Annotated in this window: 22 protein-coding genes and 1 pseudogene; 8 read left to right on the top strand and 15 right to left on the bottom strand. The window is 68.5% G+C overall.

What is annotated here, in order from left to right:
- Positions 1-145: 145 nt before the first annotated feature.
- On the top strand, positions 146-982 hold the full coding sequence (locus JYG37_RS17320) for a c-type cytochrome (RefSeq protein ID WP_050018018.1): 837 nt from the start codon (positions 146-148) through the stop codon (positions 980-982).
- A 16-nt stretch (positions 983-998) separates the two neighbouring features.
- Here the strand turns inward: JYG37_RS17320 and JYG37_RS17325 are convergent, their stop codons facing one another.
- The 3 genes from JYG37_RS17325 to JYG37_RS17335 are packed head-to-tail and all read right to left on the bottom strand — an operon-like array spanning position 999 to position 3,970.
- Entirely contained in the window at positions 999-2,255 is a 1,257-nt protein-coding gene (locus JYG37_RS17325) for a Zn-dependent hydrolase (RefSeq protein ID WP_213345651.1), read from the bottom strand.
- Positions 2,248-2,772 carry an L-2-amino-thiazoline-4-carboxylic acid hydrolase gene (locus tag JYG37_RS17330; RefSeq protein ID WP_124630448.1) on the bottom strand — a complete coding sequence of 175 codons (525 nt, stop codon included), beginning with the start codon at positions 2,770-2,772 and terminating at the stop codon, positions 2,248-2,250. The genes JYG37_RS17325 and JYG37_RS17330 overlap by 8 nt, the downstream gene beginning before the upstream one ends.
- Positions 2,773-2,803: 31 nt before the next feature.
- The gene (locus tag JYG37_RS17335; protein ID WP_124630449.1) at positions 2,804-3,970 is read right to left on the bottom strand and encodes a branched-chain amino acid ABC transporter substrate-binding protein; all 1,167 of its coding nucleotides are present in this window, start codon (positions 3,968-3,970) and stop codon (positions 2,804-2,806) included.
- 178 nt (positions 3,971-4,148) lie between these two features.
- Between JYG37_RS17335 and JYG37_RS17340 the strand changes: the two genes are divergently transcribed.
- From JYG37_RS17340 to ahpF, 4 genes are all read left to right on the top strand, one after another.
- Positions 4,149-5,045, top strand: a complete 897-nt coding sequence (locus JYG37_RS17340; RefSeq protein WP_124680068.1) for a LysR substrate-binding domain-containing protein — start codon at positions 4,149-4,151, stop codon at positions 5,043-5,045.
- A 115-nt stretch (positions 5,046-5,160) separates the two neighbouring features.
- Positions 5,161-5,370: a CopG family ribbon-helix-helix protein gene (locus JYG37_RS17345; RefSeq protein WP_050018032.1), complete on the top strand. Its 210-nt coding sequence runs from the start codon at positions 5,161-5,163 to the stop codon at positions 5,368-5,370.
- A gap of 179 nt (positions 5,371-5,549) precedes the next feature.
- Entirely contained in the window at positions 5,550-6,113 is a 564-nt protein-coding gene (gene ahpC / locus JYG37_RS17350; RefSeq protein ID WP_034179823.1) for an alkyl hydroperoxide reductase subunit C, read from the top strand.
- A gap of 123 nt (positions 6,114-6,236) precedes the next feature.
- On the top strand, positions 6,237-7,838 hold the full coding sequence (gene ahpF, locus JYG37_RS17355; protein WP_089489260.1) for an alkyl hydroperoxide reductase subunit F: 1,602 nt from the start codon (positions 6,237-6,239) through the stop codon (positions 7,836-7,838).
- 96 nt (positions 7,839-7,934) lie between these two features.
- On the opposite strand, the gene JYG37_RS17360 is transcribed toward ahpF, so the two are convergent.
- The 6 genes and pseudogenes from JYG37_RS17360 to JYG37_RS17380 form a co-directional block, all read right to left on the bottom strand.
- On the bottom strand, positions 7,935-8,717 hold the full coding sequence (locus JYG37_RS17360; RefSeq protein ID WP_213345652.1) for an extensin: 783 nt from the start codon (positions 8,715-8,717) through the stop codon (positions 7,935-7,937).
- Positions 8,718-8,883: 166 nt separating this feature from the next.
- Complete coding sequence (gene lpxO, locus JYG37_RS17365; protein ID WP_213345653.1) at positions 8,884-9,783, bottom strand: lipid A hydroxylase LpxO; 900 nt, start codon at positions 9,781-9,783, stop codon at positions 8,884-8,886.
- Between the two features lie 199 nt (positions 9,784-9,982).
- A complete protein-coding gene (locus JYG37_RS17370; protein WP_050013780.1) occupies positions 9,983-10,537 on the bottom strand; it encodes a carboxymuconolactone decarboxylase family protein in 555 nt (184 codons plus the stop codon).
- 25 nt (positions 10,538-10,562) lie between these two features.
- Positions 10,563-11,897 (bottom strand): aspartate aminotransferase family protein, encoded by a 1,335-nt coding sequence (locus JYG37_RS17375; protein WP_213345654.1) that lies wholly within the window; start codon positions 11,895-11,897, stop codon positions 10,563-10,565.
- Between the two features lie 45 nt (positions 11,898-11,942).
- Positions 11,943-12,158 (bottom strand): annotated as a pseudogene (locus JYG37_RS34795) (hypothetical protein); the annotation flags it as partial.
- Between the two features lie 155 nt (positions 12,159-12,313).
- On the bottom strand, positions 12,314-15,853 hold the full coding sequence (locus tag JYG37_RS17380) for an ABC transporter ATP-binding protein/permease (RefSeq protein WP_124593770.1): 3,540 nt from the start codon (positions 15,851-15,853) through the stop codon (positions 12,314-12,316).
- Positions 15,854-15,972: 119 nt separating this feature from the next.
- On the opposite strand from JYG37_RS17380, the gene JYG37_RS17385 reads away from it, so the two are divergent.
- On the top strand, positions 15,973-16,920 hold the full coding sequence (locus tag JYG37_RS17385; RefSeq protein ID WP_213345655.1) for a LysR family transcriptional regulator: 948 nt from the start codon (positions 15,973-15,975) through the stop codon (positions 16,918-16,920).
- A gap of 46 nt (positions 16,921-16,966) precedes the next feature.
- Here JYG37_RS17385 and JYG37_RS17390 read toward each other — a convergent pair whose 3' ends face one another.
- Positions 16,967-17,338 (bottom strand): MAPEG family protein, encoded by a 372-nt coding sequence (locus tag JYG37_RS17390; RefSeq protein ID WP_050013776.1) that lies wholly within the window; start codon positions 17,336-17,338, stop codon positions 16,967-16,969.
- Positions 17,339-17,650: 312 nt separating this feature from the next.
- On the opposite strand from JYG37_RS17390, the gene alr reads away from it, so the two are divergent.
- Complete coding sequence (gene alr / locus JYG37_RS17395; protein WP_050013775.1) at positions 17,651-18,772, top strand: alanine racemase; 1,122 nt, start codon at positions 17,651-17,653, stop codon at positions 18,770-18,772.
- A 90-nt stretch (positions 18,773-18,862) separates the two neighbouring features.
- Here alr and JYG37_RS17400 read toward each other — a convergent pair whose 3' ends face one another.
- Both JYG37_RS17400 and JYG37_RS17405 read right to left on the bottom strand, forming a co-directional pair.
- Positions 18,863-19,657 (bottom strand): enoyl-CoA hydratase, encoded by a 795-nt coding sequence (locus JYG37_RS17400; protein WP_213345656.1) that lies wholly within the window; start codon positions 19,655-19,657, stop codon positions 18,863-18,865.
- A 188-nt stretch (positions 19,658-19,845) separates the two neighbouring features.
- Positions 19,846-21,273: an MFS transporter gene (locus tag JYG37_RS17405; protein ID WP_213345657.1), complete on the bottom strand. Its 1,428-nt coding sequence runs from the start codon at positions 21,271-21,273 to the stop codon at positions 19,846-19,848.
- 137 nt (positions 21,274-21,410) lie between these two features.
- On the opposite strand from JYG37_RS17405, the gene JYG37_RS17410 reads away from it, so the two are divergent.
- Positions 21,411-22,289: a LysR family transcriptional regulator gene (locus JYG37_RS17410; protein ID WP_175974997.1), complete on the top strand. Its 879-nt coding sequence runs from the start codon at positions 21,411-21,413 to the stop codon at positions 22,287-22,289.
- A 22-nt stretch (positions 22,290-22,311) separates the two neighbouring features.
- Here the strand turns inward: JYG37_RS17410 and JYG37_RS17415 are convergent, their stop codons facing one another.
- The 3 genes from JYG37_RS17415 to JYG37_RS17425 all read right to left on the bottom strand — a co-directional run bounded on the left by JYG37_RS17415 (position 22,312) and on the right by JYG37_RS17425 (position 24,278).
- Positions 22,312-22,770 (bottom strand): DUF3592 domain-containing protein, encoded by a 459-nt coding sequence (locus JYG37_RS17415; RefSeq protein ID WP_050013771.1) that lies wholly within the window; start codon positions 22,768-22,770, stop codon positions 22,312-22,314.
- Positions 22,771-22,915: 145 nt separating this feature from the next.
- The gene (locus JYG37_RS17420) at positions 22,916-23,281 is read right to left on the bottom strand and encodes a response regulator (RefSeq protein WP_006486240.1); all 366 of its coding nucleotides are present in this window, start codon (positions 23,279-23,281) and stop codon (positions 22,916-22,918) included.
- 37 nt (positions 23,282-23,318) lie between these two features.
- Positions 23,319-24,278 (bottom strand): chemotaxis protein CheX, encoded by a 960-nt coding sequence (locus JYG37_RS17425; protein ID WP_050013769.1) that lies wholly within the window; start codon positions 24,276-24,278, stop codon positions 23,319-23,321.
- Positions 24,279-24,280 lie beyond the last annotated feature (2 nt).

Raw genomic sequence — 24,280 nt, forward strand, 5'->3', positions numbered from 1 at the left:
GGCCTGTCCGACCGCGACCGCCGCGCCTTTCCTCTGCCGAATTCGCCAGCGCCGCCCGTACCGGATAGACTGTCGCCCGATTCCATCCATCGGCCGCGGCGTCCCGCCTCCTGCCGCCGCCGGAACGCCCCTTCCCGGAGAACGAATGCTGAAGCGCCAGTGGTTTTCGCTCGTGCTGCTGACGGTTTGCCTGCTCGGGCAACATGCGTCGGCCCAGTCCACGCTCGAACTCGACACCGACGGCACGGCCCGCGCCGTCTCCCGCCAGACGCTGCTCGCACGCGCCGACGCGGCCGACATCCACGTGCCGCGCGACATCGCATACGGCCGCCCGATGACGTTCCGCGCGGTGCCGTTCGCCGCGCTGCTCGGCGACACGCCGCTGCCGGACGACGGTGTGCTCGAAACGCGCGCGGCCGACGGCTTCGCCGCGCAACTGCCGCTCGATCTCGTGCGCCGCCGCGCGCCGGCCGGCGCGACCCCGTGGCTCGCGATCGAGGATCCGGCCCGTCCGTGGCCGAAACTACCCGGCAAGCAGGTCAGCGCGGGGCCGTTCTATCTCGTCTGGCTCGGCCCGGACGCGTCGTCGGTGCGCGGCGAGCAGTGGCCGTACCAGATCGTGCGCATCACGATCGAATCGTCGCCGCTCGCGCGCTGGCCGTCGCTCGCGGTCGACACCGCATTGCCCGCGAACGATCCGGCCCGTGCGGGCCAGCGGCTGTTCGTCACGCAATGTCTCGCGTGCCACCGCATCGACGGCGCGGGCAGCAGCCACGCCGGCCCCGATCTGAACACGCCGATGAACCCGGTCGACTACTTTCAGCCCGCCGCGCTGCGCCGCTACATCCGCAATCCGGCGTCGGTGCGCGACTGGCCGGGCCGCAGCATGCCGGCGTTTCCGCCCGATCAGTTGAGCGACCGCGAACTCGACCAGATCGTCGCGTATCTCGCGTATAGGGCGCGGCGCAAGGCAGCGAAGTAACGCGGGCGCGCCGCGCTTATGCTTCCTGCGCGCTCTGCAACACCGCGCGCAACAGCACGTCGGCGCCGGCCGTCGCCCATTCCGGCGTAATCGCTTCGGCCTCGTTGTGGCTCAGCCCGTCGACGCACGGCACGAAGATCATCCCGGTCGGCGCGACACGCGCGACATAGCATGCGTCATGGCCGGCACCGGACACGATGTCCATGTGCGACAGCCCGAGCGAGCGCGCCGCGTCACGCACCGCATCGATGCAGCGCAGCGCGAACGGCACCGGCGCATACGTGAAGATCTGCTCGACCTGCGCGCCGAGACCGGTTTCGTCGGCCACGCGCGCGAGTTCCGCGCGCAGCGCCGCGTCCAGTTCGTCGAGTACCGCATCGTCGGGGTGACGGAATTCCACCGTGAAGAAGCAGCCGCCCGGCACCGTGTTGCGCGAATTCGGCCGGGCCTCGATCATCCCGACCGTTGCGCGCGCATCCGGTGCGTAACGGCGGCCGAGCACGTCGACGAACGAGATCATCCGCGCCGCGCCGACCAGCGCGTCGCGACGGAACGCCATCGGCGTCGTACCGGCGTGCGCGTCGACCCCGGTGAGCGTCACCTCGTACCAGCGCTGTCCCTGCCCGGCCGTCACGACGCCGATCGTCTTGCCGGCCCGCTCGAGAATCGCGCCCTGCTCGATGTGCAGTTCGTACGCCGCGTGCACCGGATAGCCGCCGACCGGCTCCGCGCCCGCGTAGCCGATCCGTTCGAGCTCCTCGCCGATCGTCCGGCCCGCGCCGTCGGTGCGCGACAGCCCGTAGTCGAGCGTATAGACGCCCGAGAACACGCCGGCCGACACCATCGCCGGCGCGAAGCGCGAGCCTTCCTCGTTGGTCCAGATCACGACGTCGATCGGGCGTTCGGTCTCGATGCCCGCGTCGTTCAGCGCGCGCACCACTTCGAGCCCGCCGAGCACGCCGTAGATGCCGTCGTAGCGGCCGCCGGTCGGCTGGGAATCGGCGTGCGAGCCCGTCATCACCGGTGCGGCGTCCGGATTGCGGCCCGCACGGCGCGCGAACACGTTGCCCATCCGATCGACGCGCACCGCGCAACCGGCATCGCGCGCCCACTGCACGAACAGGTCGCGCGACTCGCGGTCGAGATCGGTCAGCGCGAGACGGCAGACGCCGCCCTTCGGCGTCGCGCCGATCTGCGCCATCCGTTCGAGCGACGCCCACAGGCGTTCGCCGTCGACGCGCGGCACGCTCGCCATATCAGTATCGTCACGCATCGCCGTTCTCCGGCGCGCGTTGCAGCGCATAGCGGAAATCGCAGCGCTTGCCGCCCTGCATGATCGTGCTCGTACGCGTGAGCGCAATGTCCGGCGCATAGCCCTGGATGAAATAGCTGTCGCGCGCGCAGCTCAGCAGGTGCCCGATCTCGCCGAGCCCCATCGCGTGATACATCTGAGCGTAGCTGCAGCGATGCACGTCGTAGTCGTAGTGCGCGTCGTCCGCGCGCCGCACCTCGACGTCGAGCGCATCGTCCTTCTCCCACAGCACCTGCAGCGCGATGAACGACTTCACGCTCGTGCCGTCCGGCTCCTGCGCGGCGAACGTACGGCCCGCGTCGATGGCCGCGCCGCGCACGGCTTCGGCGATTACGGCCTGCGCGCGCTCGGCGCCGAATTCGCGCTTCATGATCTCGTAGATCGGCTTGATGATTTCCGCTTCGATGCGGCGCCGCGCGAGGATCCCGAGGCGCGTGTCCTCGGGAGCGGCGGCGGATGTCGGGTTCGCTTCTGTCATGGGAATCGTCCTGGTTATTGTCGTTTTATCGTTACCTGGCCGCGGTGCGCGAACCGCCGAGCACGTCGACGACGGCCCACTTGCCGCCTCGCACCTGGTAGATCGTGAAAGCCGGGTCCTTCAGGTTGCCTTCGGCGTCGAACGCGATGCGCCCGGTCACGCCCGGTCGATCGGCCGCACGAACGGCCGCGACCAGCTTCGCCGGCTGCGTCGTACCGGCCTTCTGCGCGGCCGCAATCAGCGTGGCGGCCGCGTCGTACGCGAACGGCGCATGCAATTCGATCGGCGCATGAAAGCGTGCCTGGTATTGCGTGTCGAACGCCTTGCCGCCCGGCATCCGGTCGAGTGGCAGGCCCGGTTCGAGCGCCGTCACGCCGTCGCCGTCCTTGCCCGCGAGCGACAGGAAGGTCTGACTCACGAAACCACCCGCGCCGAGCAGCGGCGCGTTCACGCCGAGCTGGCGCATCCGGCGCGCGATCGGCGCGGCCTGCGCGTCGAGGCCGCCGAAGAACACGAGATCCGCGCGCTTGGCCTTGATCGCGGTCAGCACGCCGCTGAAGTCGGTCGTCTTGTCGTTCACGTACTGGCGATCGACGATCGTGCCGCCGTTCGCCTGCACGCCCTTGATGAACTGATCGGCCAGCCCCGCGCCGAACGACGTGCGATCGTCGATCACCGCGATGCGCTTCGCCTTCAGCGTCTTCACCGCGTACGCACCGGTGAAATGGCCGCCGGCGTCGTCGTGACCCATGATGCGGAACGCCGTCGCGTAGCCCTGCTGCGTGTATTGATGGCCGGTGGACGCCGGCGCGATCTGTGGGATGCCCGCATCGCGGTACACGCGCGACGCCGGCACGCTGCAGCCCGTGTTCCAGTGACCGACGACGCCGATCACGTGCTGGTCGACGAGTTGCTGCGCGACCGCGACGGCCGTGCGCGGGTCGGACTGGTCGTCGGCCGCGACGAGCTTGTAGACGACCGGCTTGCCGCCGATGGTCGGATGCTTCGCGTTCGCGTCGTCGATCGCGAGTTGCGCGCCGTTCTGCAGATCCTTGCCGATCCGCGCGGACGGGCCGGTGAGCGGCGCGGCGAGACCGATCAGGACCGTCTGCGGCGCGGACTGCGCGGACGCGGGAACGGTAGCGACCAGGGCGGCCGCCGAGAAGGCGAGGCTGACGGAGAGGAAAGCGATTTTCATGTGCGGGGATCGGTCGGTTGGATCTGAAACATGAAAAATATTAAATATTCGACATCCAAACCCCAAATACCCAATTGTTGGATGCTTATGCCGTTCCCGACACATTAACGTATCACCCTGTAAATACGGGATATTTTTGTGTTGTCGCTTACCCTGATTTTTCGATAAAATTCGATACATGAAAAATATAGAACAATTGCCGCACGATCCACCGCTGCGTGCGGTGCGTGCGTTCGAAGCGTTTGCGCGTCTCGGGTCGGTCACCGCGGCGGCCAGCGAGCTCGACATCACGCCGTCGGCGGTCAGCCATCAGCTGCAACTGCTCGACGCGTTCATCCAGACGCCGCTGACGGTACGCGAAGGCCGGCTGCTCGCGCTCACCGACGAGGGACGCGACTACTACCGGTCGATCAGCGCGGCGTTCTCGGTGCTGCGCAGCGCGACGCGCTTCGTGCGCGACCGTTCGTCGCTGCGCCAGATCACCGTCAGCCTGATTCCGCTGCTCGGCATCGGCTGGTTCATCCCGCGGCTGCACGCGTTCCTGGCCGACAACACCGATGTCGACGTCACGGTGCTGTACGCGCATCACCGCAATTACCGAAGCGATGCGTCGGACCTGTCGATCCGTTTCGGCACCGGCGACTGGCCCGGCTATCGCTGCGAGCGGCTGCTGCCGGGCGCGATGGTGCCGATGTGCAGCCCGTCGTTCCTGAAGCGTCACGGGCCGTTCCGCACGCCGGCCGATCTCTCGCGCGCGCCGCTCGTGCACGACGAGGATCGCAGCACGTGGGTCAACTGGCTGCAGGGCGCCGGCGTGCGGCACGTGTCGCACGCGGTGGGGCCGATGTTCGAGGATGGGCAGCTCACGCTGAGCGCCGCCCGCGCGGATCTCGGCGCGGCGTTGCTGCGTGCGCCGCTGGTCCAGCGCGAACTGGCGAACGGCGAACTCGTGCAGCTGTTCGATCACGCGCTCGACGACGGGCGCGACTACTACCTGTGCACGCGCGAGGACGCGGACATGCCGGACGGGGCGCGGCGGCTGGCGGCGTGGTTGCGGAAGATGGCGGGGATTTGAGCGGCGCGTGTCCCGCCGACCGAACCGCGAAGCGGTATTCGCTTCGGATCGGCGGCGACCTTGCATTTGCGCAACCGCATATCGATGATGGATGCATCAAGTCATGGAGATTGCAATGCGCACGATCCCGATCGATCTGTCGGATGACCAGCATGCCGCGTTGAGCCTCATCGCAGCGACCAGGAACCGCTCCCGCGCCGAGATCATCGGCGACGCCATCGACGCCTATATCGCGCGACTCGAACACACACTTGTCAACAATGTGTTCGGTCTATGGAAGGGGCGCGAGATCGCCAGCCAGGAGGACCTGCGCTCGGAATGGTGACGACATGTACAGCCGCCCCTGCCCACCCAATGCATCCCCCGCCCGCCCCCGCCAATCAAGGGCCGGAAGCAGATAGAAAATCCCGATGCCCCGGATTGAAACAAGCAATTTCACAAGTTCAGGGTGAACCCGGATACTGGCAACACTCCACTCACCCCTGACGAAAAGGAATTGTCCAGATGCCGATCATCAACACCCAAATCAAGCCGTTCAAGGCAACCGCTTACCACAACGGCGAATTCGTGCCCGTCTCGGAAGAGAACTTCAAGGGCAAGTGGTCCGTCGTCGTGTTCTACCCGGCCGACTTCACGTTCGTCTGCCCGACCGAACTGGGCGACCTCGCCGACCGTTATGCGGAATTCCAGAAGCTGGGTGTCGAAATCTACGGCGTGTCGACCGACACGCACTTCACGCACAAGGCCTGGCACGACACGTCGGACACGATCGGCAAGATCAAGTACCCGATGATCGGCGACCCGACGCTCACGCTGTCGCGCAACTTCGACGTGCTGATCGAGGAAGAAGGGATGGCGCTGCGCGGCACGTTCGTGATCAACCCGGAAGGCGAGATCAAGCTGTGCGAAATCCATGACAACGGCATTGGCCGCGACGCAGGCGAACTGCTGCGCAAGGTCCAGGCCGCGCAATACATCGCCGCTCACCCGGGTGAAGTGTGCCCGGCCAAGTGGACGCCGGGCGCGGAAACGCTGACCCCGTCGCTCGACCTGATCGGCAAGATCTAAGGGGCGCAGCGCGCCTCGCACGAGGCGCGCGACACGCGTCACCACGGGCGGCCTCGCGCGGCCCGCGCCCTCCTCCGGCACGACGTGCCCGACCAGCATCATCAATACGGAATCCGAAACGCCATGCTCGACGCCAATCTCAAGAACCAACTCAAAGCGTACCTCGAAAAGATCACGCGCCCGATCGAACTCGTCGCCTCGCTCGACGACAGCGCGAAATCGCAGGAACTGCTGGCGCTGCTGAACGAGATTGCGTCGCTGACGGATCGCGTGACCGTGGCCGAACGCCGCGACGACGCCGAGCGCAAGCCGTCGTTCTCGATCGGCGAACCCGGCAAGCCGGCCGGCATCCGCTTCGCCGGCATTCCGATGGGCCATGAATTCACGTCGCTCGTGCTCGCGCTGCTGCAGACGGGCGGTCATCCGATCAAGCTCGACGACGACGTGATCGAACAGATTCGCGCGCTCGACGGCGACTACGCATTCGAAACGTATTTCTCGCTGTCGTGCCAGAACTGCCCCGAAGTCGTGCAGGCGCTGAACGTGATGTCGCTGATCAACCCGCGCATCCGCCACGTCGCGATCGACGGCGCGCTGTTCCAGGATGAAGTCGAATCGCGCCAGATCATGGCCGTGCCGACGATGTTCCTGAACGGTGCATCGTTCGGCCAGGGCCGCAGCAGCGTGAAGGAAATCCTCGCGAAGCTCGACACGGGCGCCAGCGAACGCGCGGCGAAGTCGCTCGAAAACAAGCCGGTGTTCGACACGCTGATCGTCGGCGGCGGCCCGGCAGGCGCGGCCGCGGCGATCTACTCGGCACGCAAGGGCATCGCGACGGGTGTCGTGGCCGAGCGTTTCGGCGGCCAGGTGCTGGACACGATGGCGATCGAGAATTTCGTGTCGGTGCAGGAAACCGAAGGGCCGAAGTTCGCGACCGCACTCGAACAGCACGTGAAGCAATACGACGTCGACATCATGGACGTGCAGCGCGCCGACGCGCTGATTCCCGGCGACGTGCACCAGATCCGCCTCGCGAACGGCGCGGTGCTGAAAGCGAAGACGATCGTCCTCGCGACCGGCGCACGCTGGCGCGAAATCAACGTGCCGGGCGAGCGTGAATACCGCAACCGCGGGGTCGCGTACTGCCCGCACTGCGACGGCCCGCTGTTCAAGGGCAAGCGCGTCGCGGTGGTCGGCGGCGGCAACTCGGGCGTCGAGGCCGCGATCGACCTCGCCGGCATCGTGAAGGCAGTCACGCTGATCGAATTCGGCACGCAACTGCGCGCGGACGAGGTGCTGCAGCGCAAGCTGCGCAGCCTGCCGAACGTGACGATCGTCACGCAGGCGCAGACGACCGAGCTGACCGGCGACGGCAGCAAGCTGAACGGGCTCGTGTACAAGGATCTGCGCTCGGGCGACACGCAGCGCATCGAGCTCGAAGGCGTGTTCGTGCAGATCGGCCTCGTGCCGAACACCGAATGGCTGAAAGGCACGGTCGAACTGTCGAAGCACGGCGAGATCGTCGTCGATGCGCGCGGCGCGACGTCGGTGCCGGGCGTGTTCGCGGCCGGCGACGTGACGACGGTGCCGTTCAAGCAGATCGTGATCGCGGTCGGCGAAGGCGCGAAGGCGTCGCTCGGCGCGTTCGACCACCTGATCCGGCAGGACGTGGCCGCGCCCGTGACGACCGCTCAGCCGCAAGCCGAGGAAGCGGCCGCCGCCTGACGGACGTCAGCCCCGACGACATTAAAGTTTGTCTCTCTTGGCCCCGCATGCTTTGGTCGGCGTGCGGGGCGCTTTTTATGCCGAAGGCGTTCGCGGTTACTTGGTCGCGCTCGGGCCGCCGTCCGCCGGCGCAGGCGCCGTCGACTTGAAACTGCTCGACTGCCTGACCAGTTGCTCGGTCATCGCGGCCGCCACCGGATTCGCGCCGGACGACCCACTCCCCTGCCGGTACGAACCGGTGCTCGCCGGCATCGAAGAGATCGACGACATCGACGGCGGCGGCAACGACGGATCGAGCTTCGCCGATTCCCTGACGAGCGCGGCGGTCTCCGGCGTTTCGGATTTCGTCGCGGCCGGCGGCGCGGCGGTGGCGTGGCGTTCGAGGCCGTCGCGCTTGCGCGGCGCGCGCTGCGTGACCTGCGCAGGTGGCATGGACTGAGCGGATTTCGCGGCCGGGGCCGGTGCCGATGGGGTCGAATCCTGCGCATCCACCGTTACGACATTGACCTTCGGCGGCGGCGCAGCGGGCTTCGTCACGAGTTGCGGCTTGTCGCTGACGACCGGGACCGGGGGGGCCGGCGCTGGCGCGGCGGCGCGCGCGGTCGGGGCCGGCGCGGGTGTTGGTGCGGCGGGTGCTGTGGGTGCCGCGACAGCCGCCTGTTTCGGTACTGTCGCAGCAGCCGGCGCCGGCGGCGCGATCGCGCCCTGCACCGCGTGATCGCTGCCCGCGGACGCCGCGGCAACGGGTGCGGCCGAATCGGCGATGCCGGCGTCTTCGATCGCACGGTGGTCCGCGCGCAGGAGCATCACGTACGCGGTGCCGGCCGCGGCGACCAGGAGCCCGCCGGCGATCATCATGGTTTTACGGGTACTCGTCATGCTTGCTCACCGACCTATCGATGTGAACAAGCCATCATACGCGGCCAATGCACGTTGATCTCGCACGAATACATTTGGTTGCATTGACGGCGGCGCAAGGCCGTCGGCCCGTGCGAGGCCGCGCGCTATCGTCAGACGGAAAGCAACCGCCCACTCTCGCCCGTCGTCAGACCCAGAAAATCGCGACCGCGATCCCGCCGAACAGCAGCCACTTGACGATGTAGTACACGGTGCGATTCCACGCCTTCAGCCGCTTGCCGGCGCGGCGAATCGCATACAGGTACCGGAACGCGCGATTGAGCCCGCCCGTGCGATCGCCGGTTTCGTTCGGCGATGCGGCCGCGCGCATCAGCAGTTGCCCGACCGCATCGTTGACGCGCTGCGCCCAGCGATATTTCATCGGGCGCGCGACGTCGCAGAACAGGATCACGCGATCGTGCGCGGTGCGGTTTTCGGCCCAGTGCAGGTACGTCTCGTCGAACATCACGGCGTCGCCGTCGCGCCACGCGTACGCTTCGCCGTCGACGACGATCCGGCACGCATCGTCGTTCGGCGTATCGAGCCCGAGGTGATAGCGCAGCGAACCCGCATACGGATCGCGATGCAGGCCGAGCTTCCCGCCCGGCGGCAACTGCGCGAACATCGCCGCCTTGATCGACGGCATCCGCGACAGGATCTCGACCGAGCGCGGACACAACGCCTGCGCGGACGGATGCGGCGCGTCGTACCACTTCAGGTAGAACCGCTTCCAGCCGCGGCGAAAAAACGAATTGAAGCCGATGTCGTTGTACTCGCCCGACGCCTTGATCCGGCTCGCGTCGCGCAACGCGAGCGCTTCGCGGCGAAACGTGCGCCATTCGCGCTGCAGCACCGCGAGTTCCGGAAAATGATCGGTGTCGAGAAACGGCGTGGTCGGCACCGACGAGAACGCGTACGAAAAGCAGTTCAGCGGTGCGGTAAAGGTCGAGTGGTCGGATAGTTGCCTGAACAACCGGTGCCGAACCTTGCCGCGCCGATGCGTGTACGCGACGCACACAATGAACACGATCAACAGGACCCAGCGCATCGATATTTCCCCCGTAGCTCTTTCGAAGAAATTCTAGAGACGGGGAAAATTTCCTGCTCTGACGGTGCAGTCGTGCGGTGTACGTCTTACAACGCGGCGAGATAGCCGACCGATCCGTGCCGAAACGCCCGCGTATACGGGCTTTTCCGGCAATCTGCATGCATGCGCGGCAGGCTGCCGACGCACGCACCCGCGGCGATTATTCCGGAAACGGCAAATCAGTTTGTCCGTCTGCGCGCATACCGAACGTGTTGAGCGTCATCGCGACGAGCGCGTAATAGCCGAGCAGCGCGACGAGATTCACCACGGTCTCGTGGCCGAAGCGCGCCTGCGCACGCGCGAACGTCGCATCGCTCACGCGCTTCGTGTCGTACAGCTCGGTGGCGAACGCATGGATCAGCGCGTCGTCGTCCGATTCGAATGCGGGCGCGACGCCCAGCCGGATCGCGTCGGCCGTCGCGGCCGGCACGCCGGCCTCGAGCGCGATCGGATGATGGATGTGCCACTCGGCCTGCGAGCGCCAGCGCGCGGCCGTCACTAGAATCGCGAGCTCCGACAGGCGCAGCGGCAGCCCGGTGCGATAGCGGCAGAACGCGCCGAGCTTCTGCGCGTGCTGGGCCAGTTCGGGGCTCGCGATCCAGCCGAGGAACGGCCCGTTCAGATTGCCGCGCGGGCCGCTGAGAATGTCGGCGAGCACGGCCTTCTGTTCGTCGGTGGCCGACGCCGGATCGAAAGGAGGCAGTCTGTCTGTCATGGTGAGGAATCGTTGAGGTCGGGGTTTACGCGCCGGCCGACGCGAGCGCCGCGCCGATCGCGCCGGACAGCCGCTCGACGATCGTGTCGATCTGCTGCGCGGTACAGACGAACGGCGGCGCGATCAGGATGTGATCGCCGTGCACGCCGTCGATCGTGCCACCCATCGGATACACCATCAACCCGCGCTGCATCGCTTCGCGCTTGACCGCCGCATGCAGCTTCAGCGCGGGGTCGAACGTCGCCTTGGTGTCGCGATCGCGCACGAGTTCGACGCCGACGAACAGCCCGCGGCCGCGCACGTCGCCGACATGCGGATGCGCGCCGTAGTGCTCGCGCAACGATGCACGCAACTGCTCGCCGCGCGCCTTCACGTTGTCGAGCAGCTTGTCTTCCGCAATCACGCGCTGCACTTCGAGCGCGGCCGCGCAGGCGGTCGCGTGGCCGAGGTACGTGTGACCATGCTGGAAGAAGCCGGAGCCGTCGACGATCGTGCGATAGATGCGGTCGCTGACGAGCGTCGCCCCGATCGGCTGGTAGCCCGCGCCGAGCCCTTTCGCGATCGTCAGCAGATCGGGCGCGACACCGTCTTCGTCGCACGCATACAGGTAACCCGTGCGCCCCATCCCCGACATGATCTCGTCGAGGATCAACAGCACGCCGTACTTGTCGCACACCGCGCGAATCTTCTTCAGGTACGTGCGCACCGGCGGCACCGCGCCGGCCGTCGCGCCGACCACCGTTTCCGCGACGAACGCCGCGACGTTTTCCGCGCCGAGTTCGACGATCTTCCGTTCGAGCTCGTCGGCGAGGCGCTGCGCGTACGCTTCGTCGGTTTCACCAGCCTGCTGGTCGCGGTACGCATAGCACGGGCTCACGTGGTGCGCTTCGATCAGCAGCGGCAGGAACGGCTCGCGCCGCCATGCGTTGCCGCCGATCGCGAGCGCACCGAGCGTATTGCCGTGATAGCTCTGGCGCCGGGCGATGAAATGACGGCGCTGCGGCTCGCCCTTCTCGACGAAATACTGGCGCGCGAGCTTCAGCGCGGCCTCGATCGCCTCGGAGCCGCCCGACACGAAATACACGTGGTCGAGCCCGGCCGGCGCTGCGTCGACGAGCCGGTCGGCCAGTTCCTCGGCCACTTCCGTCGTGAAGAACGACGTATGCGCGTAGGGCAATTGCTGCACCTGCCGCTTGATCGCGTCGATCACGCGCTGGTTGCTGTGACCGAGACACGATACGGCCGCGCCGCCGCATGCGTCGATATAGCGTTTGCCGGTCGAATCGATGATCTCGATGCCGTCGCCTGCGACGGCAACGGGCAAGGTGGCGCGCGGGGCGCGATGGAAAACGGTCGTCATGCGTGGCCTCATGGATCAGGATGTGTGCGGCGCGTGCGCGGACGGCCATCCGACGCCAGCCGCGATCCCGTCCAGTTCCGCGACGAGACCGCGGTATGCGGCGAGCGCAGCCTGCCGCAGCGCATCGACGAACGGACGGCCGCGCCGGCGGCGCACCGCCTGCCATGCGTCGCTCTACTGCATGTACGCGTCGCATACCGGGCGGGCGAGCTCGCCCAGGCGCACGCGGATGTCGTGCAATAGGATCAATTCGGCCGCCATGCAGCGTGCGCCCGATTGGCCGGCCCCGTCAAACGATGTCGGGACGCACGCGGCCAGACGTTCGCAACGCGCGATGACGAATTAGACAATGACGCAACATATGTTGTCAATAGCCCGCGATCGACAACACCGGATGCGGCCGGCACACCGCGCGGTCACGCCGCGACCCCGCTCGCCTGATGCGACACGAGCCGCGCATACGCGCCCTGCCGCGCCATCAGCTCCCCGTGGCGGCCGGCCTCGATCACCGCACCGTGCTCGATCACGAGGATCAGGTCGGCATGGCGCACGGTCGACAGGCGGTGCGCGATGATGATCGACGTGCGCTGCGTCATCAGGTCCTCCAGCGCCGCACGGATCTGCTGTTCGCTGATCGTGTCGAGGTGCGACGTCGCCTCGTCGAGGATCAGCACCGGCGCATCCTTCAGGAACGCGCGCGCGATCGCCACGCGCTGGCGCTGGCCGCCCGACAACTGCACGCCGCGCTCGCCGACGCGCGTCGCGAGCCCGTCCGGCAGCCGCGCGACGAAGTCGCCGAGCGCCGCGTGGTCGATCGCGCGCCGCACGTCCGCGTCCGACGCGCCGCTCGCCGCGAGCCGGATGTTCGCTTCGAGCGTGTCGTTGAACAGGTAGGTATCCTGCGCAACGAGCGCGATGTGCTGCCGCAGATCGTCGAGCCGCAGGTCGCGCAGGTCGACGCCGCCGAGCGTCACGCGGCCCTGCTGCGGATCCCAGAAGCGCAGCAGCAGACTCGCGATCGTCGACTTACCGGCCCCCGATGCGCCGACGAGCGCGACCGTGCTGCCGGCCGGCACCTCGAAGCTCACACGGTCGATCGCGGGCACGCTGCGCCCCGGATACGTGAACGACGCCGCGTCGAACCGCACCGCCGAATTGCCCGGCATCGCGTGCGCGCCGTCCGTCACCGTCACGGGTTCCTTCTCCAGCGCGCGCAAGCGGCGCGTCGACGCGATCGTGTCGGCAAGCTGACGCGCGACCTGGCCGATCTCGGCCACCGGCATGAACGCGGCCACCGCGACCAGCACCAGCAGCGGCAGCGACTCGCGCGGAAACCCGCCGCGTGCGCACCACCACGCACCGAGCGCCGCGACGGCCAGCCCGCCGAGCCCGCTCGCGACTTCCAGCGTGGCGCTTTGCACCGACAGATCGTCGAGCAGCTTCGCGCGCTGCCGGCGGTACGCATCGACTTCGGCGACGAACGCCGCGCGCCGGCGCGCAATCGCCTGGAACGCGGTGAGTTCCGCGAGCCCCTGGATCGTTTCGGTCAGATGCGCGCCAAGCTGGCCGAGCGCGTCACGCGCGCCGGTGCCGAGCCGGTCGACGTCGCGCCGGGCCAGCACGGGCGCGAGCCCGGCCCACAGCAGGAACGGCAGCAGCACCAGCGCGAGCGGCCACGCGACCGACGCGAGCAACACCAGCACCCCGGCCGGCACGAGCACCGCGACGAACGCGGGTGCGAGCGTATGCGCGTAGAAATACTCGACGGTCTCGACGTCCTGCGTCGCGAGCGCCACGAGATCGCCGGAGCGGCGGCGCAGCAGCCCGGCCGGCGCGAGCCGTTCGAGCGTCGCGAACAGCACGATGCGCATTTCCGCGAGCAGCCGGTACGCCATGTCGTGTGCGAGCCACGATTCGAGCCAGTGCAGCACGGCCGCGACCGGCGCGATCACGAGCAGCGCGGCCACCAGCCCGGTGCCGACATGGCCGGTCGGCACCGCGCCGACCACCCATGCGCCGATCACACCCACACCGATGAACGCGAGCACGCGGCCGATCCCGAACAGCACGGTGAGCACGACCTTGCCCTTCCACGGACGCACGAAGCGCAGCAGCGTCTGCAACGTCTCCGGCCAGCCGATGGTCGCCGCGTCGTCGTTCAGCGGCCGCACTTGCGGGGCCGACGACGCGCGCGCGGTCGCGCCGGCCACCGCCGCCGCACCGACGGTTTCGGCGACCGCTTCCAGCTGCGGCCCCATCAGCCGTCGATACGGGCCGTCGCGCGCGATCAGCGCCGCATGCGTCCCTTCGTCGACGACCTGCCCCTGGTCGAGCACCAGGATGCGGTCGGCGCCGATCACGCTGGACAGCCGGTGCGCGAGCACGAGCGTCGTCCGCCCGCGCGTGAGCCGGTCGAGCGCCTGCTGGATCAGTGCTTCGTTCTCCGCATCGACCGACGACAGCGCCTCGTCGAGCAACAGGATCGGCGCGTCGCGCAGCAGCGCGCGGGCAATCGCGATCCGCTGGCGCTGGCCGCCCGACAGCATCAGCCCGCGTTCGCCGATGCGCGTCGCATAGCCGTCGGGCAGCGACGAGATGAAATCGTGCGCGTTGGCCGCGCGCGCGGCGGCGATCATGTCCGCGTCGCTCGCGTCCGGGCGGCCGAGCCGCAGGTTGTCGGCGACGCTGCCGTCGAACAGCGTCGCATCCTGCGCGACGACCGCGATCATCTCGCGCACCTGGTCGGCATCGAGCGTGCGCACGTCGTGGCCGCCGATCCGGACCGCACCGCCCTGCGCGTCGTGCTGGCGCAGCAGCAGCCGCACGATGGTCGACTTGCCGGCCCCGCTCGGCCCGACGATCGCGACCGTCTCGCCCTCGCGCACCGTGAAGCTCAGCGCCGCATGCGCGTCCGCGCGGCGCCCCGGATACGCGAAGCTGACGTCGTCGAACACGATCTCCGGCCGCAGGCCCGCTACGCGCGGCGCGTCGACGGAACGCGCATGACCGCCCGCGTCGAGCAGCGCATGGACCGCATTCGCCGCCGACTGGCCGATCATCCCCTGATGCAGCACCGCGCGCAGGTCGCGCAGCGGCCGGAAGATCTCGCTGCCGGCCATCAGCACGATCAGCAGCGCTTCGAGGCTCATGTCGCCGTGCTGCACGCGCCACGCGCCCACTGCGATCGCCGCGGCCGCGCCGAGGCCGGTGCCGAGATCCGTGAAGAGCCGCGTCAGCAGCCCGAGCGCGAGCACCCAGAACGTGCTGTCCGACAGCGCGCGCGCCTTCGCGGCCAACTTCGCGCCGAACGCGGTGCTCTGCCCGAACGCCTTCAGCGTCGGCAGGCCCTGCACCGCGTCGAGAAACTCCTCGCCGAACGCCTTGAACGCGGTCGAACGCGCGAGCGCCGCGCGCTTGTCGGCGCGATGCACGAGTTGCGGCAGCGCGAGCGTGACGAGCGCCGCGACCAGCAGGATCGCGGCCGTCGGCACATCCCACCACGCGAGCACCGCGAAGATCATGACCGGCGCGCACGCGGCGATCACGAGCTGCGGCAGGTAGACGCCGAAGAAGGTCTGCAACTGCTCGACGCCGTCGACGACGGCCAGCATCACGCCGCCCGTGCGTTCGCCGCTGAACCATGCGGGGCCGAGCGCGGCGATCCGGTCGAACAGCCGCGCGCGCAGCGTCGCCTGCACGCGGCCCGCCGTCTGCTGCGCGAGCACCGTGCGGCGATGGTCGAGCCATGCGCGCAGCAGCACGCAAGCCGCCGTTGCGGCGACGGCCTCGCCGATGCCGCGCGCCGGCGCGCCGGAAAACACCAGCGCCAGCACGCGGCCGAGAAACACGAAGCGCAGGATGCCGACACCCATCGCGAGCAGCCCGAGCGCGACGGCAGCCGCCACGCGCCAGCGCAGTCCCGCCATCATTGCCCATAGTCGTCGGTCGAAATACATGCAGCCCTCCGGTCGGTGTTTCGTTGCGTTTTTATTGACCGGATCGAGGCTACCCGCGCCGCTCGCGCGCGGCAAAAGATGATTTTTCAACGGGTGTTGAGTCAACTACAATACCCCGCATGTCGCACCTTCCTCCCCTCAGCGCGCTGCGTGCTTTCGAGGCGGCCGTCCGCCTCGGCGGGTTCGCGCGCGCGGCGGCCGAGCTGAACGTGTCGACCAGCGCGGTCAGCCACCAGATCCGTTCGCTGGAGGAATCGCTCGGCGCGCGGCTGCTCGAACGCAGCACGGGGCTCGGCGGCATCGGCCTCACGCCGGCCGGCGCGCGGCTGCTGCCGGCGGTCGGCGATGCGCTGTCGCGTCTGACCGACGCGTGCGCCGAGATTCGCGGCACCGCACAACGGCTCACCGTGTCCGCCAACGCGCCGTTTTCGTCGATGTGGCTCGCGCGCCGTCTCGCGGAATTCTCGTCGCTGCATCCCGACACCCCGCTGCATGCGGTCGTGCTCGACGACGAGCCGGATTTCGCGCGCAGCAGCGTCGATCTGGCGATCGTGCACGTGCCCGTGCATCGGCTGCGCGCAGACGACGACGTGCTGATCCGGGAAACCGTGTTTCCGGTCTGCAGCCCCGAACTGTTTCCGTACGCATCGGAGCACGTCTGCCGCTCGCGGCTGCTGCAGGAGATGCACGAGGACAGCCCCGAGATCGACTGGCGCAACTGGACCGTGCACTTCGGCTTGCCGGACGACTTCGACACGAAGATCGTCCGCTACAGCAGCTTCAGCCAGGTGATCGGCGCGGCCGTCGGCGGCGCGGGCATCGCGCTCGGCCGCGTGCCGCTGATCGAGCCCGAACTGCGCAGCGGGCGCCTGGTGCCGCTGGTGCCGGGTCTCGCACGCGATGCGTCATGGCGCTTCGTGCTGCGCCGCCATCCGTCGACGCGGCACCGGCTGCTCGATCCGTTGATCGCGTTCCTGCGCAGCGAAGCGGCCGCGCCGCCGTTCGTGTCGAGGATCGTTGCGCCCGCATCCAATGACCGTCACGCACGGGACGCGGGCGGCGCCTGAGGAGCCGGCCTGCAAGGCCGGCTGCGCGTTGCCGGTGGGCGGCCGCTTACGGCGTCGCGAAGAACAGCCCGACGACGCACGCCATGCCGCCGAACCACACGAGCGAACGCAGCGACGCCCAGTTCAGCAGGTACATCAGCGCATAGACGACGCGGATCGCGACGAACGCGATCGCGAGCTGGTCGACGCGATGCACGTTCGCGCCGTTGTGCCACGCCACCAGCAGCGCGACCGCGAACAGCGCGAGCGCTTCCCATGAATTCTGATGCGCGGCCTGCGCGCGGGCGCGCCAGCCTTCGAGCTTCGCCAGGTAATCGCGCGGCGTACGGTTGTCGTAACCCTTGCGGGCCTTGGCGAGAAACGTCATCGGGAACGGCAACAGCGCCACGATGAACAGGCACAGCTGGGACGTCGTCATCAAAGTCTCCTCCGTTATGATTACATTGATCAATGACAAGATCGCCGAGAGCTTAGCATTGCGCCGTGCCGTTCGCGCACGGGTTTTCTAGACGGGAGACTCGGCCGCACACGCCGCGGATGACGGCGCCCGGCCCGCGCCGCCACCAAAATTTCCACCAAATCGTCGACAAATACGTTAATTAAAACTGGTCGAACACCCATAACATAGCGCTCAACACTGGCTAGACGCGCCCCGCGCGCGGCCAGCCCCGGCCAGCCCTTTCCCCCCGCGCTACCCTGCGCCGAACGACATCCGACCCGAGCCCTTGCCATGCCCCGTCCCATCGTCGCCCATATCCGCCCCGACGCCGTTCGCCACAACCTCGACTTCATCCGCCGCACCGTCGCGCCATCGCGCGTGTGGGCCGTGATCAAGGCCAACGCGTACGGCCACGGCATCGAACGGATCTACCCGGGCCTCGCGGCCGCCGACGGCATCGCGCTGCTCGATCTCGACGAAGCCGTGCGCGTGCGCGAGCTCGGCTGGGACAAGCCCGTGCTGCTGCTCGAAGGCGTCTTCGAACCGGCCGACGTCGAGCTGGCCGATCGCCATCGGCTGACGGTCGCCGTGCACTGCGACGAACAGCTCGACCTGCTGATCGCCGCGAAGCCGCGGCAGCCGATCGACATCCAGTTGAAGATGAATTCCGGCATGAACCGGCTCGGCTACCGGCCGGCCGTGTTCCGCGCCGCGTGGGAACGCGCGGCGAGCGCGCCGTCGATCGGCAAGATCACGCTGATGATGCATTTCGCGAACGCCGACGAAGGCGAAGTCGACTGGCAGCTCGACCAGTTCGATGCGACCACGGCCGGGATTCCGGGCGAGCGCTCGGTGTCGAATTCGGCGGCCGTGCTGTGGCATCCGCGCGCGCACCGCGACTGGGTGCGGCCCGGCACGATCCTGTACGGTGCGTCGCCGACCGGCGCGGCGCGGGATATCGCGGACACGCCGCTGACGGCCGCGATGACGCTGACCAGCAAGATCATCGGCGTGCAGACGCTCGCGCCCGACGAAACGGTCGGCTACGGCCGCCGCTTCACGGCCGACCGGCCGATGCGGATCGGCGTCGTCGCGTGCGGCTACGCGGACGGCTATCCGCGCCACGCGCCGACCGGCACGCCGATCGCGGTGGACGGCGTGATGACGCGCGTCGTCGGCCGCGTGTCGATGGACATGCTGACGGTCGACCTGACGCCGTGCCCGAACGCGGGCATCGGCTCGAGCGTCGAGCTGTGGGGCGACCAGGTGAAGGTGGACGATGTCGCGGAAGCCAGCGGCACGATCGGCTACGAGCTGATGTGCGCGCTCGCGCGCCGCGTGCCGGTCGTGATCGTGCCGCCCGGCGCGTCGACCGTGCAGCCGGCACTGCGGACGGGGAGCTACGGACGCTGACCGGAGGCGCTGCGGCGACGCGCCACGTCATAGCGCGTTGCACCCACCGTCGGGGAGACAACGCGGTCCCTGCCCACCTCCGTCACCGCATCACGAACGCCACGTCGGCTTGCGCTTCTCGAGGAATGCGTCGATCCCCTCGCCCGCATCCTCTTCCATCATGTTGCGCGCCATCGCGTCGCCCGCGTACGCATACGCTTCGTCGAGCGGCAACTCGCGCTGACGATAGAACATCTGCTTGCCGACCCGCACCGCGGCCGGACTCTTCGCGACGATCTCCGCGACCTTGCGCGCGACGGCCGCATCGAGCGCGTCCTCGGGCACGGCTTCGTTGACGAGCCCCCACGCGGCGGCCGTCGCCGCATCGACGAAACGGCCGGTCACCAGCATGTCGAACGCGCGCTTGGCCGCGACGTTGCGGCTCAACGCGACGGCCGGCGTCGAGCAGAACAGCCCGACATTGATGCCCGACACCGCGAAGCGCGCGGTATCGGCCGCGATCGCGAGGTCGCATGCCGCGACGAGCTGGCAGCCGGCCGCCGTCGCGATGCCATGCACGCGCGCGATCACCGGCACCGGCAACGCGCGCATCGCGAGCATCACGCGGCTGCACTGCGCGAACAGCGTGCGGTAGTAGTCGAGTTCGGGCTTGCCGCGCATCTGCCGCAAGCCGTGGCCGGCGCAGAACGCCTTGCCTTCGGCCGCCAGCACGACGCAGCGCACGTGCGGATCGGCGGCCAGCGTATCGAAGGCATCGTGCAAAGCCGAGAGCATCGCTTCGGACAACGCGTTGAACTGCTGCGGGCGATTCAGGCGCAGCGTGACGACGCCGTCGTGCGCGTCGCGCAGCAGGATCGGCTCGGCTGTCTCGTGAATGGGTTCCATGGTGTTCCGCTTGACGGGTTCGGCAGGTTTCGATGCAGCGCGACCGGGCGAAACGCTTATCCGTCCGTTCGCGGCATCGTCACGAAATGGTCCTCCACATTCCGCACGGCGTCCAGCCGCGGTGCCGCACGCGCACGCGCATGCGTGGCGGTCAGCCGGCCATGCGCAACGCTCGTGCCCGTCTCGCGTCAACGGCGTCGTTGCGCGGCGTCCGCGCGGCCTGCCGTCCTCGCGGCCAGCGCGGCGATCGCATAGGCGACGCAGCCGAGCGCCGCGACCGCCCACAGCGCATCGGTCAGATCCGGCAACAGTATCGTCGCGGCGCCTGCCACGGCCACGCCGAGCAGGCTGCCGGCCTGACGCGCCGCGTTGAGGAACCCGGATGCCACGCCCGCCGCGTCGGCAGGCACCTGTTCGAGCACCGTCGCGATCATCGGCGCGACCGACAACGCGGTCCCGGTGCCGAAGGCGGCCATGGCGATCCAGACCACCGGCCACCGCGCATGCAGCGCGAGCGCAAGCGCGATCGCCGGAATGGCCAGCGCGGCCATCGCAAGACCGTTCGCCATCAGCGTGACCGGACGAGCGCGGCCATGCAGTTTTCCCGACAGCAGATTGCCGAGCGACAGACTCAGCGCGAACGGCAGCAGCGTCAGCCCGATTTGCCGTGCGCTCATGCCGAAGCGCCCGTGCAGGTACAGGCTCAACACGAACAGCAACCCGAAGTAGCCGACATAGACGAGACTGCCCATCAGGTTCATCGCGACGAACACGCGATTGCGAAACCACGCGAGCGGCACCATCGGATGGCGCGCACGCCGCTCGACGACGACCAGTACCCCGGCGGCGAGCGCGGCGATCAGCAATGCGGCGCGGACCTCCGTGGTGCCGGCGCCGCGGGTCGGCAATTCGATCACCGCGAAACATAGCGCGCCGAGCGCCGCCGCACCGACGCACTGGCCGACCCAGTCGAAGTGGCGCACATCCCGCGCGACCGATGCGCGAACGAGCGCCGCCGCGCCGGCAAACGCGACCGCGCCGGTCGGCACGTTGATCAGGAACGCGCTGCGCCAGCCCAAATCGTCGACGAGGATGCCGCCCAGCACCGGCCCCACCGCGACCGCGACCGACGCGATGCCGGCCCACACCGCGATTGCCCGCGCGCGCTCGGCCGGCACGTCGAACGTGCTGCGCACGATCGCGAGCGATGCGGGCAAAAAGAGCGCGGCACCCATGCCCTGCACGAAGCGCGCGGCCACGAGGATCGCCACCGACGACGCGACGCCGCACGCCGCCGATGCGCCGACGAACAGCGCCAATCCGGCAAGGTACACGCGCTTCGCGCCGAACCGGTCGGACAGCGCACCGCCCGCGAGGATCAGCGCGGCGAAGCTGAGCGTATAGGCGTCGACGATCCACGCGAGTTCCGCGACCGTCGCGCCGAGGCTCGTGCGCATCGCCGGCAGCGCGACGTTGACGATCGTCGAATCGAGCACCGCCATGAACATGCCGACCGCGACGAGCGCGAGCGTCAGGCGCTGCTCGCGCTTCGTCGCGCGGCTCGGGGCCGCCACAGCGAGGGGAATGGGGACGGAAACGGAACGGCAATCGGACATGACACCTCCATGCGGATGCCGGAAGTCTAGGACCGGGCGCGCGATGCGGAAAAGTGATAATTTCGCATTTCCCCGATGCAGATTTGCATCACCGTTTCCCGTCCGTCGCCGCCTGCCCGATGACACAATCAGTCCGTATGAACTGGGACAACGCTCGCTTCTTCCTTGCGCTGGCGCGCACCGGCACGCTGCGCGGCGCCGCGGCGCAGCTGAACGTCGACCAGGCGACGGTCGGGCGCCGGATCGCCGCGCTCGAGGACGAACTGTCGGCCCGGCTGTTTCTGCGCACGCCGTCCCTCTATGTACTGACGACCGCGGGCGAAGCGCTGCTTGAACCGGCCGAAACGATGGAGCGCGCGTCGCTCACGATCGAACGCCGGGTAATGGGGCTCGACGAGCAACTGGCCGGGTCCGTGCGGATCGCGACGACCGACACGCTCGGCAAGCGCTTCGTCGTGCCCGCGATCGCCCGCGTGCGGCGCCGGCATGCCGGCATCGACGTCGTGTGCGTGACGTCGGCGCAAATCACCAACCTCACGCGCCGCGAGGCGGATCTCGCGATCCGCACGTTGCGGCCGGAATCGCCGGACCTGATCGCCAGGCGGCTCGGGCATCTCGAAACGGGCATCTACGCATCGCGCGCCTACCTGGCCGAACGGGGCGAACCGGTCGCGGGCAGCGCGTTCGACGGGCACGATCTGGTGATGTATCAGCAGCCGGTGGTGCCGACGATGTGGGACGCGCTGTGCGGCGAGCCGACGTCGCGCGGCCGCGTGATGTTCCAGACCTCGTCGACGATGATGCTGGTGGAGGCGACGCTGGCGGGGCTCGGAATTTCGGAGCTGCCGTGCTTCCGCGCCGACACCGAGCCGGAACTCGTGCGACTCATGCCGCAGCGGTGCAATCATTTCGACGTGTGGCTCGTCGCCCATGCCGATCTCTACAAGACCGCGCGCGTGCAGGCGGTGATCGAAGCCGTCGTCGAGGAGTTCGCGACGGCGGCGGCGAGCCGATAGCCAGCCTCCACGCTTCAGGGCGTCAGCGCGCGGTCGCGTTCCGCCCGCTGCGCCATGCACGCACACCCGACCACAACTGACCGACGCCGACGGCGAAAAACACCGCCCCCATCGCGCCGATCGCCAGCACGCCGCCCCAGATCGCGCCGAACGTATTCATCCGCGCGGTCATCTTCGGCGCGTCCGGCGCATAGCGCACTTCGACCGTCGCGCCGTCCTGCACGCTGACGTCGCCGCCCTGCGCATATTCGACCCGCTCGCCCGTGAGCGTCGTAAACGCGATCTCCGGATGATGCGTGCCCGCGTTCAGCTTGACGACACGCCCCGGCACGACGACCGACGTTCGCAGGAATTCGCGCGTCGACTGCGCGTACAGCGCGACGCCGATCAGGATGCACGTGCCCACGATGGTAAAAACGACGCCCTTCGCGATCTGCATTCCCGTGTGCCGCGCAGCGGGTCGCCCGTATTCGGATGCCATCGGTTTCGTTCCGTTCCTGATGTTCGTCAATGCCGGGCGTGCGGCGCACGAGGCGCCGCCACGCCGCCCTCGGCATCCGGCAGGATACGGACATCCCGGCGCGCTGTAAATTGCGCGCGCAACCGTTCGACGGCCCGCGGGCGCGTCAGCCCGCGAGCTTCTTCAGCGCGTCGAGCACCGCGTCGCCCTTGAACGGCTTCACGATCCAGCCCTTCACGCCGGCGGCCTTGCCGCGCTCCTTCATCGCCGGGCTGCTCTCGGTCGTCAGCATCACGACGTTGACCGCCGTGTTCGCGAGCTCGCCGCGAATCTTCTCGACCATCGTCAGGCCGTCCATGTTCGGCATGTTCACGTCGCTGATCACGAGGCGCACGCCGGGCGTCGCCTTGAGCTTCGCGAGTCCGTCCTTGCCGTCGACGGCCGTCGCGACGTCGAGCCCGTGATTGCGCAGGAAGCCCGCAACTTCGTCGCGCACCGTGCCCGAATCGTCGACCACCAGAATCTTTGCCATGTCGTCTTCCCCTTTTCGTTGTTGCCGACTTCAACATTCAAAACAGTTCGAGTTCGCCGGACTCGACCATCGGCCCGACGTCCTGCACCGATTCGCGGAAATCCTCCGGCGACCAGCTGAGGCTGAACACGAAACGCTGGTCGAGACGGACCGAGCGCCCCGATGCCGGATCGGTCATCCGGTACTTGAAACAGAGCTGCGGACAGTCGCCGCCGAACGAGATGAACTTCTGCTTGTGATTGACGACGAGCGGCACCTGCACCGGATGGCGCGCCAGCGCCTCCGCGTCGCCGAGATAGCGGTTCTTGAACGCGCCCCACACGAGGTTGGTCAACTCGCCGAGCACGCTGTTCACGTCGCGGAAATCCGGCGCGCGGCCGCCGTCGCGCGTGCCGCCGATCATGTCGAGCAGCGGCTGCTCGCTCGTCTGCAGCAGCATGTAGCCGCGGCACCATGCGCTTTCGAGCGCGATCAGGCTGAACACTTCGCCGAAGATGATCTGGTCGCGCACGATGCACGGCGTGTCGTGCTCGATCGTCATGCCCGGAAACAGGCTGTCGAGGCGCGCCTCGGTGATCTCCGAGATGCCGCGCACCAGCGCGTTCGGGTAGTCGCGGCCGAACAGATATTCGTCGATCGCGCGCGCGAGCGGCGTCATGTCGTCGGCGACGTAGGCCGCGCAGGCGACGCGTGCCAGCGCATCGGGCAGCCCGTCGCGCGACGCGAGCGATTCGCGGCGCAGGATGATCGGCAGCTCGGGCCGCAGCGCGTCGATCTGCGTCGCGATGATCGCGCTCTCGGCCGGCGAGCCGCCGTAATCCTCGGCGAGCAGGATCGCGCCGAGATCGATGTTCGAGCGCAGCACCTTCAGCAGCCGGCTGCGCCGCACGGTCAGGCCGACCAGGTTGTGCGCGTCGCAGAAACGCTTGAGCGCGTCGGCGTGCACGCGGCTGTCGTCGAGTACGAGCACCTTGCTGACGGGTTGGTCTTCGGTCATCT

Source organism: Burkholderia sp. LAS2 (genome assembly GCF_018417615.1).
GTDB lineage: Bacteria > Pseudomonadota > Gammaproteobacteria > Burkholderiales > Burkholderiaceae > Burkholderia > Burkholderia sola.